This is a genomic window from Pedobacter sp. UBA4863 (assembly GCF_002399615.1).
In the GTDB taxonomy this organism is placed as follows: domain Bacteria; phylum Bacteroidota; class Bacteroidia; order Sphingobacteriales; family Sphingobacteriaceae; genus Pedobacter.
Genome location: NZ_DHDZ01000031.1, coordinates 47,573 through 59,899, shown reverse-complemented (window position 1 = coordinate 59,899; position 12,327 = coordinate 47,573). Strand labels below are relative to the sequence as shown.

The 12,327-nt window shown below is 37.2% G+C and carries 12 protein-coding genes and 1 tRNA gene; 10 read left to right on the top strand and 3 right to left on the bottom strand.

Annotation, left to right across the window (positions count from 1 at the left end; translation table 11 throughout):
* Window positions 1–55 precede the first annotated feature (55 nt).
* From B3I52_RS06460 to B3I52_RS06425, 8 genes are all read left to right on the top strand, one after another.
* A complete protein-coding gene (locus B3I52_RS06460; protein WP_293299665.1) occupies window positions 56–859 on the top strand; it encodes an ABC transporter substrate-binding protein in 804 nt (267 codons plus the stop codon).
* A gap of 60 nt (window positions 860–919) precedes the next feature.
* Window positions 920–1,756 (top strand): hypothetical protein, encoded by an 837-nt coding sequence (locus B3I52_RS06455; RefSeq protein WP_293299664.1) that lies wholly within the window; start codon window positions 920–922, stop codon window positions 1,754–1,756.
* 124 nt (window positions 1,757–1,880) lie between these two features.
* Window positions 1,881–1,962, top strand: a tRNA-Leu gene (locus B3I52_RS06450).
* Between the two features lie 142 nt (window positions 1,963–2,104).
* Window positions 2,105–3,451, top strand: a complete 1,347-nt coding sequence (tig, locus tag B3I52_RS06445) for a trigger factor (RefSeq protein ID WP_293299663.1) — start codon at window positions 2,105–2,107, stop codon at window positions 3,449–3,451.
* A gap of 63 nt (window positions 3,452–3,514) precedes the next feature.
* On the top strand, window positions 3,515–3,886 hold the full coding sequence (locus tag B3I52_RS06440) for a four helix bundle protein (protein WP_293299661.1): 372 nt from the start codon (window positions 3,515–3,517) through the stop codon (window positions 3,884–3,886).
* A gap of 176 nt (window positions 3,887–4,062) precedes the next feature.
* On the top strand, window positions 4,063–4,749 hold the full coding sequence (gene clpP / locus B3I52_RS06435) for an ATP-dependent Clp endopeptidase proteolytic subunit ClpP (protein WP_293299659.1): 687 nt from the start codon (window positions 4,063–4,065) through the stop codon (window positions 4,747–4,749).
* A gap of 72 nt (window positions 4,750–4,821) precedes the next feature.
* Window positions 4,822–6,060: an ATP-dependent Clp protease ATP-binding subunit ClpX gene (gene clpX / locus B3I52_RS06430; RefSeq protein WP_293299657.1), complete on the top strand. Its 1,239-nt coding sequence runs from the start codon at window positions 4,822–4,824 to the stop codon at window positions 6,058–6,060.
* Between the two features lie 148 nt (window positions 6,061–6,208).
* Window positions 6,209–7,081 (top strand): AMP nucleosidase, encoded by an 873-nt coding sequence (locus B3I52_RS06425; RefSeq protein WP_293299655.1) that lies wholly within the window; start codon window positions 6,209–6,211, stop codon window positions 7,079–7,081.
* An 85-nt stretch (window positions 7,082–7,166) separates the two neighbouring features.
* On the opposite strand, the gene B3I52_RS06420 is transcribed toward B3I52_RS06425, so the two are convergent.
* The 3 genes from B3I52_RS06420 to sppA all read right to left on the bottom strand — a co-directional run bounded on the left by B3I52_RS06420 (window position 7,167) and on the right by sppA (window position 11,282).
* Window positions 7,167–7,664, bottom strand: a complete 498-nt coding sequence (locus tag B3I52_RS06420) for a SixA phosphatase family protein (RefSeq protein ID WP_293299654.1) — start codon at window positions 7,662–7,664, stop codon at window positions 7,167–7,169.
* 60 nt (window positions 7,665–7,724) lie between these two features.
* A complete protein-coding gene (locus tag B3I52_RS06415) occupies window positions 7,725–9,398 on the bottom strand; it encodes a DNA polymerase/3'-5' exonuclease PolX (protein ID WP_293299652.1) in 1,674 nt (557 codons plus the stop codon).
* A 117-nt stretch (window positions 9,399–9,515) separates the two neighbouring features.
* The gene (gene sppA, locus B3I52_RS06410; protein WP_293299651.1) at window positions 9,516–11,282 is read right to left on the bottom strand and encodes a signal peptide peptidase SppA; all 1,767 of its coding nucleotides are present in this window, start codon (window positions 11,280–11,282) and stop codon (window positions 9,516–9,518) included.
* Window positions 11,283–11,391: 109 nt separating this feature from the next.
* Between sppA and folK the strand changes: the two genes are divergently transcribed.
* Both folK and B3I52_RS06400 read left to right on the top strand, forming a co-directional pair.
* The gene (folK, locus tag B3I52_RS06405; protein WP_293299650.1) at window positions 11,392–11,883 is read left to right on the top strand and encodes a 2-amino-4-hydroxy-6-hydroxymethyldihydropteridine diphosphokinase; all 492 of its coding nucleotides are present in this window, start codon (window positions 11,392–11,394) and stop codon (window positions 11,881–11,883) included.
* Between the two features lie 12 nt (window positions 11,884–11,895).
* Complete coding sequence (locus B3I52_RS06400; protein WP_293299648.1) at window positions 11,896–12,273, top strand: Hpt domain-containing protein; 378 nt, start codon at window positions 11,896–11,898, stop codon at window positions 12,271–12,273.
* Window positions 12,274–12,327 lie beyond the last annotated feature (54 nt).

Here is a 12,327-nt window from a genome sequence, read left to right as displayed (position 1 = left end):
TTATAGAAATAAATCTTTCGTAGGCATTAATTTGCCAGAAATATATCTTTGCTTTATGCATAAATCCTTCACAGACCAGCTTGGCAACGAAATCTCTATCACTTATCCTCCTAAAAGGATTGTCTCTTTGGTGCCTTCGCAAACCGAATTGCTTTTCGATTTAGGTTTGGATGAAGAAGTGATTGGGCTAACCAAGTTTTGCATACATCCTATAGAAAAATTTGCGGCAAAACAGAAAGTAGGCGGCACAAAAAACCTCAAAATTGAGATCATCAGGGAATTAAAGCCTGATTTGATTATTGGTAACAAAGAAGAAAATAGCAGAGCTGATATTGAATTGTTGCAACAAGAGTTTCCCGTTTGGATGAGCGAAATCTATAACTTGCAAGACGCCCTGCAGACTATTGCCGACATAGGAGCTTTGGTAGATCGGCAGCCAGAAGCAACCTATTTAAACCACTTAATTGGTGCAGGTTTTAGAGATTTACAGACTTTAGCGCTAGAAAAAGCAATTGATAAAACGGCAGCTTACTTAATTTGGAAAGACCCTTACATGTTAGCTGGAAGAGCTACATTTATTAACGATATACTCCAGAAAATAGGCTTGCGTAATGTAATTAAGGAAAACCGCTACCCGGAAATTGAGCTTTCCCAACTGAAAACCATGAACTGTGAACTGGTCTTTCTATCTTCAGAACCCTATCCATTTAAAGAAAAACATGTAGATGAAATACAATTGGCTTTGTCAAATGCAAAAGTAATGTTGGTTGATGGAGAAATGTTTTCTTGGTATGGAAGCAGGTTGGTTAAGGCAGTACAGTATTTTTTTGAGTTTCAAAATCAACTAATTAAGAGATAACTTGAATCATTAATTATTGAAATTATTCGTCGTTTTAGATTTGGTTTCGCCTTGTTAAGTATGGGCAGTTTGGTAGCGTGTGTGGTTAATAAAACCTCAACTTTAAGTAGCCATAAAACTATTGTTATTCTTAACGAAATACTTCCAGTAGCCCAAAGGCCGTGTTTTGAGGGAGCTTATTACCGAAAATTAGTTTCTAGCCACGATTATTGGCGAGGTATTGAAGGTACGGTGATTTTACCAACCATCGTTTTTGATGAAGATAGAAAGCATCCTAAAAAACCAGGACAATATTTAGATAATCCATCTATCTATATGGGTGGTAGTATGGGAAATCAAGAAACAGATATTGGTTTAACTTGGGAAGTAGTGAGGGAGGAGAAAGGGCAAATTTCTAAACAACGCAAAGCATTTAGGCCATTTTTGCGCAGAACCGAACATAAGAGTGGGCAAAAAGCTGTTTTTGAAAATGCACCAGCACAAAAAGAGTATTATTGGTATCCAGGAGAAGAAGTAAAAATGTCGTTGGTATTGCTTGCTGATAAGAAAGTTAGGTTTGTGGTAGAGGGTGCAGGAAAGAAGTTTGAAAAAGATTTTGATTGCGATGGCTATTTATTAAACACAGTTGGCGAGTTTAAGCGTGTAAATGCCATAGATCAAGTAGCTAACGAAGGAAAGCCTGTTCAAGCTACAAAAACCAAGGTTGCTAACGGAGAATGGAAACAAACTAGTCTTTTTAGGCTAATAAATAATGAGATGGTGGCTGTTCCGTTTAATAAGACAAGATACACAGAGATGATGTGTCCAGCCATCAATTATTTCGAGGTAAAAGCCAGTAAGGCACAAGTAGCTGTAGGTGCTGAAAACCTTTCTATCAGCGGACTAGGATTTAACTAAAAATTATTTTCCTTGAATATGAGCGATTTAGATTTGTATCGAATTATAATTGATTTTTTTTTATCAATTATTGTAAAATAGTAAATGTAATTTCTATCTTTGCAGTCCTAAATAAATCCTAACTGCGGAAGTGGCGTAATTGGTAGCCGCACCAGACTTAGGATCTGGCGCTTCACGGCGTGGGGGTTCGAGTCCCTTCTTCCGCACAATAAAGATTAAGGCCGTTCCAATGCAAATTGGGACGGTTTTATTTTAAAAAGACATTGATAAAGAATTAAACATAAATCGATGTGTGTGTTTGGACTAACCTTTTTGTCTCAAATCTCATATCTCAATACTCATATCTAAATGAATATTACACAGGAAAAAATTGACGATTTAAATGCTTTAGTAAAAATTACTTTAGCCCCTGAAGATTACACTCCAAACGTAGATAAAGCTATTAAGGAGCAGGCTAAAAAAGCTAATTTACCAGGTTTCCGTAAAGGAATGGTGCCAGCTGCACACATTAAAAGAATGTATGGCAAAAGCATCTTGGTAGAAGAAATCAACAATATGTTGAACGATAAAATCACAAATTACCTTACTGATAATAACGTTGAGATTTTAGGTCAACCGCTTCCTGTTCAAGAAGACGATTCTCAATACAATTGGGACTATAACGATACTTTTAACTTCGCCTATGAGCTAGGTTTGGCACCAGCAGTTGATATAGAGGTTTCTTCTAAAGATAAATTTACGCACTACAACGTTAAAGCCGACGAAGAAACTTTAAGTGAGCGTATTGCTAATATCCGTAAGAGCTATGGTAAAATGACAAATCCTGAAGTTTCTGCCGAAGGTGATGTGCTTTATGCCGAATTGAAACAATTAGCTAACGATGGTACTGAATTTGAAGGCGGTATTGTAGCTACTGGTTCTATCCGTTTAGATTTAGTAACTGACAAGAAAATCTTGAAAACCCTAGTTGGTGTTAAAAAAGATGATACTTTAGAGCTTGATGTGAATAAAGCTTTTGGTGGCGATGCCGCTACAATTGCAAAATTATTAAACATCAGCGAAGAAGATGCCGCTGAATTGAAATCTAAATTCTCGGTATCAGTTAAAAACGTAAACCGTTTAGAAGAAGCAGATTTAAACCAAGAATTTTTCGATAAAATTTTCGGTGCTGATACGGTAAAAGACGAAGCTGGTTTCACTGCTAAAATTACAGAAGAAATTGAAGGCATGTTTAAGCAAGATGCAGATCGTAAATTGCAAAACGACATTTACACTCAATTTACCGAGCAAACTAAAATGCAATTGCCAGATGAGTTTTTGCGTAAATGGTTAAAAGCTACCAACGAAAAATTAACCGACGAAGAGTTGGCACAAGGTTACGATGATTTTGCTAAAAACCTGAAATGGACTTTGATCGAGAATAAAATCATTAAAGACAACGACATTAAAATTGATTATAAAGACGTTTTCGAAGCAGCAAAGCAACGTTTAGATGCACAATTTAGAATGTATAGCCCAACGCCACTTCCAGAAGACCAATTGGCGCAATATGCCGCTAACTTCTTGCAAGAAAAAGAAAATGCTAACCGTGTTTTCGAAGAGGTTAAAGCATTAAAAGTTTTCGATTACATTAAATCCGTAGCTACCTTAAACGAAAAGGAAATTGCTTACAACAAGTTTACGGAGTTGAAGTAATATTGGGCAAAGGGCATGGAGCCAAAAGCTTCATAATGTCTAACTAAAATTGTATTTTGCTGAATGGCAAAATTCAGATTTCAAGACCTGATAATATGGCAGAAGGCTATCGCAACAGGTGATAAGTTGATTGATATTTCCGAAAAGTTAGAGGAAATAAAGAAATATAGATTTGCAGAGCAGCTTCGAGGAGCTGCTCTTAGCGTATCTAATAATATTGCAGAAGGTTCGGGATCAAGTTCTTCTTTAGATTTCAGGAGGTTTTTGAATTTTGCTCATCGTTCTGTTTTTGAAAATGCAAATATTGTTTTAGTTCTTCATAAACGGCAGTTAGTTTCTGACCAAGAACTGGCAGTGATTTTGGAAGAACTAGAAATGCTAGCTAAAATGATTACAAGCTTTTCAAAAAGTCTAATAAGGCCTAGCATGCAATAATGTCATATATTTTTAAATGGTATAGGGTTTGTCAATATCTAAAAGTTAAATATTAGAGGGTATCCATTCTAAAAATGTAACTTAAATTTTTAGTTTAGTGTTTGACATCATAACTTACAGAAAATTTTTAAAAAGCATTGTTGCTCAAAGCTCCATGCTCTTAGCTAAAACGAATCATGAAAATAGACAAAGACGAATTTAGAAAATATGCCGTTAAACATCATCGTATTAACGGATTAAACGTAGATAGATTTATTGGCGCTACCAACAATTCGCCAAAAGGGATGACGCCTTACATCATTGAGGAGCGCCAGTTAAACGTTGCACAAATGGACGTGTTCTCTCGTTTGATGATGGATCGTATCATTTTTTTAGGTGATGCTGTTTATGATCAAAATGCAAATATCATTCAGGCGCAGTTATTGTTTTTGCAATCGGTAGATGCAGACAGGGATATCCAAATTTACATTAACTCTCCGGGCGGTTCTGTATATGCAGGTTTAGGTATTTACGATACCATGCAGTACATCACACCAGATGTGGCAACAATTTGTACTGGTATGGCCGCATCAATGGGTGCTGTTTTATTGGTAGCGGGCGCTAAAGGCAAACGTGCAGCGTTAAAGCATTCTAGGGTAATGATTCACCAACCTTCGGGCGGTGCACAAGGTGTGGCATCAGATATGGAGATCAATTTGAGAGAAATGCTTAAATTGAAAAAAGAATTATATGACATCATTTCATCACATTCAGGACAATCTTACGAGTGGGTAGAAAAAGCATCCGATCGTGATTATTGGATGACTTCTACCGAAGCTAAAGACTTTGGTATGATTGATGAGGTATTAGGCGGAACAAAATAATTCAGTTGCAGTTTGCAGTGCGCAATAGGCAACCAACTGCAAACTACAAATTGAAAACTGAAAACAAAAAAAATGGCTAGACAAGGAAAAGTTTCACATTGTTCGTTTTGCGGCACTCCTAAAGACGAAACCTTAATGTTAATTGAGGGCTTGGATGCATATATATGCGATAAATGTGTAAATCAGGCCAATGTTTTGCTGGCACAAGAGCTAGGAAATAAAAAAGGCAAGGCGTTTGACGAGAGTTTTAAACTCTTAAAACCTGCGGAGATTAAAGCGCACTTAGATCAATATGTAATTGGTCAGTACGATGCAAAAAAAGTGCTTTCTGTAGCGGTTTATAATCACTACAAGAGATTAAGCCAAAAGATTGATAAAGATGAAGTAGAGATCGAAAAATCGAACATCATGTTAGTTGGCGAAACAGGGACAGGAAAAACCCTTTTGGCCAAAACCATTGCGAAGATCTTACACGTGCCGTTTTGTATTGTAGATGCAACTGTATTAACTGAGGCAGGGTATGTTGGCGAAGACGTAGAAAGTATTTTAACCCGTTTATTGCAAGCAGCAGATTACGATGTCGCTTCGGCAGAGCGTGGTATTGTTTACATTGACGAGGTAGATAAGGTAGCCCGTAAAAGCGATAACCCATCGATAACGAGAGATGTAAGTGGCGAGGGCGTACAACAGGCATTGTTGAAAATTTTAGAAGGAACTATTGTGAATGTACCACCACAAGGAGGTAGAAAGCATCCAGACCAAAAAATGATTGCCGTAAACACCAATAATATTTTATTTATCTGCGGTGGTGCTTTTGATGGTATCGAAAGAAAAATTGCCAATCGTTTACGTACGCAGGCAGTGGGCTATAAGGTGAAGAAAGACGAAGTGGATTTAGATTTTAAAAACCTATACAAGTACATCACTCCTCAAGATTTAAAGTCGTTTGGCTTAATTCCAGAGCTAATTGGACGTGTGCCGGTTTTAACGCACTTAGAACCTTTAGATAAAGCAGCATTGCGCAATATCTTAACAGAACCTAAAAATTCACTAACCAAGCAATATGTGAAGCTTTTCAATTATGAAAATGTAGCATTGAAGTTTGATGATGAGGTGCTAGAGTTTATTGTAGATAAAGCCATGGAATACAAATTAGGGGCAAGGGGATTAAGATCAATCTGCGAATCTATCATGTTAGACGCGATGTACGACACACCGTCTGAAACGGATGTAAAAGAGTTAGAGATTACACTAGCGTATGCCAAGGAGAAATTTGAGAAATCTGATTTCAAAAAACTTAAGGCAGCTTAAAACTATAAAATCCCGACTTGTTCGGGATTTTTTTTAACCTTTTGGTTTATGGTTTATGGCCGATGATAAATAGTCTATGAGCTATCAACCATCAACTATTTACCAATTGTCAACAAAAAAGTATAAATTTAAAGAAAGGAGAAAAAATATGAATGAAGAAAAAGACGTAAAAAAAGATGAAGAAGTAGTAAAAGTTGTAAAAAAAGCAAAGAAAGCCAAAGAGGTGGAAACACCAATTAGAGAAGGCTTAAAAAGCAAAGAGGATATTGTGAAAAATTGGCTGCCTCGTTATACTGGCAGGCCTTTAGAAGAATTCGGTCAGTACATTTTACTTACCAATTTTAGCAAGTATGTATCCCTGTTTTCTGAATGGAACGACAATGCGCCTATTTATGGTTTAGATAAGCCCATGCAAAGTGTAACAGCTAACGGCATCACCATCATCAATTTTGGTATGGGTAGCCCGCTGGCGGCAACCATGATGGATTTACTTACGGCAATACAACCTAAAGCGGTGTTGTTTTTAGGTAAATGCGGCGGTTTAAAGAAGAAAAACCAAATTGGCGACCTTATCCTTCCAATTGCGGCAATTAGAGGCGAGGGGACTTCTAACGATTATTTGCCAGCAGAAGTGCCAGCTTTACCTGCTTTTGCATTGCAAAAAGCTATTTCTACTACCATTAGAGACCATTCTAGAGATTACTGGACAGGAACTTGTTACACTACCAACCGCAGGGTTTGGGAGCACGATAAAAATTTTAAAAAGTATTTGAAAAGCTTGCGTGCTATGGCCGTAGATATGGAAACTGCAACAGTGTTTACTACTGGCTTTGCCAATAAAATTCCTACCGGCGCTTTATTGTTAGTGTCAGACCAGCCCATGATACCAGAAGGTGTAAAAACCTCAGAAAGCGATAGCTCTGTTACTGCTAATTATGTAGAAACGCATCTTAAAATAGGTATAGACTCGTTGAAACAATTAATTAACGGAGGTTTAACGGTTAAGCACCTTAAGTTTTAATCACCCAAAATTTTGACTAGCCTGTCATACTGAGCCTGTCGGGGCGTCTGTTAGATTCTTCACGGTGTTCAGCATGGCAACCCTGTCAATCCAGCCCGCTTTTTGGGTAATCGAATAATACTAAATTTCCGGTGCTACCGCTAATCATTTTCCAATCATCAAAAGGAAATTCGATAACAACCACACTACAAGTGGGCATATTGCCAATATATTCGTCTGTTAGGTAGTTTAATAAATCTGTTAAGCCAGGGTTATGGCCAAATAGGGCAACCTTATCGTATTGGTTATCTAAATCATTAATTACTTTTAATAGATTTCTTATGGGCGCTTCGTAAATAGACAGTTCTGTTTTTATTAACTCGGGGCTAATTTGCCAAGCTGCAGCAAAGTATTTTGCGGTAGTTATGGCTCGTAAAGCTGGGCTGCTAACTATTAAATGAGGAGCTAATTTTTTTTCGACTAATCGTTGTGCCATTTCTGGTGCATTTTTATGCCCTCGGGCATTTAGCGGCCTGTCGAAATCCTTGAGGTTAAAATCTCCCCAATCAGATTTGGCATGCCTAACCATAATAAGTTGTTTCATTTCTGGCAATTTTATGCAAATAACAACAGTAGATGACCCATAGATAACGAATTTTGCCCTTTATTGTTTGCTAGCAAAAAAGTTAGAGATTTCAGATAAAGAAAATGCGTTTAAACATTTTTCAGCAGTTAATCCGCCTTTGCGGGCAACCATTACCCCATAACGCATGTCTAAAAAGCCTTCTTTGCGGTGTGCATCGGGGTTTATAGCAAGTAACACGCCTTTTTCTAACGCATAGCGATGCCAACGCCAATCTAAATCTAAACGTAGCGGATTGGCATTAATCTCTATCACTACACCATTGGCTGCACAAGCATCTATTATTTTTTTATAATCGATATCGTAACCTTTTCTACTTAATAACAACCTGCCGGTTGGATGCCCCAAAATGGTAGTATAAGGGTTTTCTATAGCCTTAAGTAAACGTTCTGTAGCTTTTTCTTCCGTCATTTTTAACTGACTGTGAACAGAAGCTACCACAAAATCGAAAGTTTTTAAAATATCATCGCTGTAATCTAAAGAGCCATCATACAAAATATCACTTTCTATGCCTTTAAAAATTTTAAAAGGAGCTAGTTTTTGGTTCAGCTCGTTAATTTGTTGGTGTTGGGCATACACCCGTTGTTCATTTAGCCCGTTGGCATAAAAAGCAGATTTAGAGTGGTCGCAAATGCCAAGATATTCCAATTTAAGGATGTCTTTACAAAATAAGGCCATTTCTTCTAGGGTGTGTACGCCATCGCTCCAATCGGAGTGGTTGTGTAAACTTCCTTTTAAATCTTGGTTGGTAATAAGCGTTGGTAACTGATGTTTTTTAGCCAGTTCAACTTCATTTAAACCTTCGCGTAACTCGGGCACAATGAAAGCTATACCAGCTTTTTCGTAAATATCTTCTTCGGTCTTGAAAACCTGATTTCCAGCTATCGCCAATACTTGGTTTACGTGCGTTTCATTTCCGGTTAGCTTAAAATAATCCAGGTAAAAATTAGCCTTCGGGACAATAAACAGTTTAATAGTTAAGTTGCTCTCTGTTTGTGCCGTGAAGATATTGGGGGCTGTTTCAGTAAAATTAAGTTCAAAACTGCTTAACTGTGTAATGAGCAATGCTTGATTTGCTGTGCCAAGCACAAACACCGCCTCCTCAATAATTTCGCATAATCTTCTGTATTCGCCTGCAATTCCCAATAAGGCATCGTGCTCTACCTCATTAAGCCAAACTGATAGTTTTTCATGCACGTTGTTAACCACAGGTTCTGCTTGGGCATACAAAAACTTACCATTAGCGGCCATTTTAAACTCAATAACCTTCTTAATTTCTTCTTGAGTTTTTAGTCCAAAACCTTTGGCTTCAATTAGTCGGTTTTCGTTGCAGGCATAGTATAGCTCGCCAATATTTTCGATGTGTAAATCGTGCCAGATGGTAGCAATTTTTTTAGGACCAATGCCTTTAATGCCCAACATTTCTACAACTCCAGGAGGAGTTTGGTCCAATAAACTTTCTAGTTCGCCAATAGTTCCTGTTTCTAGCAATTCTACAATTTTTGCCGCAATACTTTTGCCTACGCCATCTATTTTGTCAATTTCGCTAATGGGCTTGCTAGCAATGGCAAAAGGTAATTTATCTATTTTAAAGGCTGCATTGGCTACAGATTTTATCTTAAACGGATTTTCGTTGTGAAGTTCCATTAATTGGGATAATAATCTGAGCGTACGAGCTATGGGTTTGTTTTCCATGAGGAGATTTACGATTTTAGAATTACGATTTACGATTTTTTACCACAAAATACACAAAAGAATACCAAGCAGCTTTTAATTGTAAGGTTTAAAGTTCCCCTTCTGGGGGCTAGGGTGTTACTTAATTCTAATCTCGTAATCCATTCTAGTCTGAATGCCACTATTGGTTAAGGTTTTTTGCATTTGTTTGTAGTACAGGTAATTTTCGCCAAATTCTTTTTTAGCGTAATAAGCACTTACTTTATCTTTTGCAGAGCTTAATAGCTCTTTTAATGGATCAATTTTTTCTGGATATTCTACCACTCTATAATCCTTTAATTTAGCTTTGGTAGCCGCAGATTTAACGGCGTCGCTAAAGCTTCCCAATCTATCTGCTAAACCATTTTTAACAGCTTCGGTGCCTATCCAAACACGGCCGCCTCCTAAACTATCAACCTGTGTTTTGGTTTTCTTTCTCCCGTCGGCTACTTTGCTAATAAAAGTATCGTAGATTTTGTTTACACTTTTTTGGATAATAGCCCGCTCACCAGGAGTTAAAGGTCTATTGGTGCTCATAATATCGGCATATTGCCCTGTTTTAACACCATCGAAAGTTAAGCCTAACTTGTTGTTAAGTAAGTTTTGGAAGTTTGGAATAATGCCAAATACGCCGATAGAACCAGTAATGGTATTAGGTTGTACAAAAATACTATCGGCACCAGCGGCGATATAATATCCGCCAGATGCGGCCACATCACCGAAAGAAGCCATTACAGGTTTTACCTTTTTGCTTAATACCATTTCTCTCCAAATTACATCAGAAGCTAATGCACTACCGCCACCAGAGTTTACGCGTAAAACAATGGCTTTTACATTCTCGTCTAAACGAGCCTTTCTAATAGCTCTAGAGATACGTTCAGAGCCAATTTGCTCATCAGAGCCTTCGCCGCCAACAATATCGCCATTGGCATAAATAACAGCCACTTTGTTTTTTGAAGCCACATTGCCTTGTGTAGGCAGGTTCTTAATATAATCGTTAATGCTTATACTATTGATGTCGTCTTTTTTGCCTTTGCCTGTAATGTTTCTCAGCTCATCTAATACTTCATCTTTATATTTTAATCCATCAACCATTTTGTAGGCCAAGGCATCTTTAGGGAATTGTATTTTATATTGGTTGGCAATTTGATATAAACTGTCTTTTTCTATTTTACGGGTTTCGGCAATGCCATTTAAGAAGGTTTGGTACAGACTATTTACATAAGCAGTAACTTGTTGACGATTATAATCGCTCATTTTGGTGTTTATAAAAGGCTCTACTGCACTTTTGTAATTTCCAACACGAATAACTTGGGCCTCAATGCCCAGTTTTTCTAAGGCACCTTTAAAGAAGATCAGTTCAGAACTAAATCCTTTAAATTCTAAATCGCCCTCGGGGTTTAAATAAACCTTGTTAGCTGCAGAGGCTAAATAGTATGCGCCTTGAGTGTAAACCTCGCTGTAGGCAATTATAGGTTTTTTACTTTTTTTGAAATCTATAATAGCATTTCTAACTTCCAACATGGTAGCCATCCCTGCATTAGGAGCACTTACATTAATATAAACAGCTTTTATATTTTCGTCTGATTGCGCTTTTTTTAGCGCTTTTATTACATCGTTAAAACCTATACTTTTATCATTAGCGCCGCCAAAAAACTTTCCGAACGAATCTTCGGGTGTTCTTTCAATAATAGTTTGATCTAGGTTGAGGTATAATACCGAGTTTTCCTTTACAGTAGTTTTGGTATCGCTATCTAACGACGAGATCATACCCACGAGTACAATAAGGCCTAGAATGCCTATGATAATTGTAGAAAGCACTATGCCCACTATTGTAGCAAAAACATACTTGAAAAATTCTTTCATAAGTTGTAATAACGTTTAATTTGTAAATATAAAGAATGCATTGAGATATATCGAAAATAAGTGTTAGGGCAACGCATAAAATGCTATCGCTATAAACTCTAAATACAATATGAAATTAGATAGTAACACCGCTTATTTGTTACTTGGTACTAACCTTGGCAATAGAGCGCAAAATTTAGCTACGGCAATAGCGTACATAGAACGTGAAATTGGAGAGGTTTTTGCAAAATCTAGCGTGTATGAAACTGCGGCCTGGGGCAAAACAGATCAGCCTGGTTTTTTAAATCAGGCCATTGCTGTAAACAGCGAACTGGAGCCTTTGCATATGTTAAAATTATTGTTGGCTATTGAACAGAAAATGGGAAGGGTGAGGTTAGAAAGATGGGGAGAACGTTTAATAGATATCGATATTATTTTCTATGGTAATGAAATTATGCAAGATCCAAGCTTAATTTTACCCCACCCAGAAATGCATAAACGTAGATTTGTGCTAGTGCCTTTGAACGAAATTGCAGGAAATTTTATTCATCCAGTTTTTAAGCAAAAAATTTCAAGCATTTTATTTAACTTGAGCGACAAATTAACTGTTCATAAAATATAACCAAATATTCCTATGATTAACCCGGCAAAAAGTACAGTAGACTTAGATCTGTCTTATTTGAAAGAAATGTCTGGCGATAGTGCAGAATTTATGATTGAGATGCTAGATACTTTGGTTGAACAAATTCCTGTTTATTTGGAAGATTTGCAGCGAGCCGTTGATGCCAAAGATTGGAAGGCAGCGTCTGAGTTTGCCCATAAAGTAAAGCCTACTTTTTATTATGTAGGTAGAGCGGATATTAGAGATTATGTACAAGTAATTGAGCATAATGCCAAAGAAGAACTAAATGTAGCAGCTATTCCGGGCGCATTGGCAGAAATTAAGCAAGAACTGAACATGATTTTAACGCAAGTAGCCAAGTCTAAAGCAGCATTAGAAGCGCAGTTGTAGCAGGCTCTGAATTTAATTTCAGGGTATGCTATGTATGAATTGACACCTTAAAAT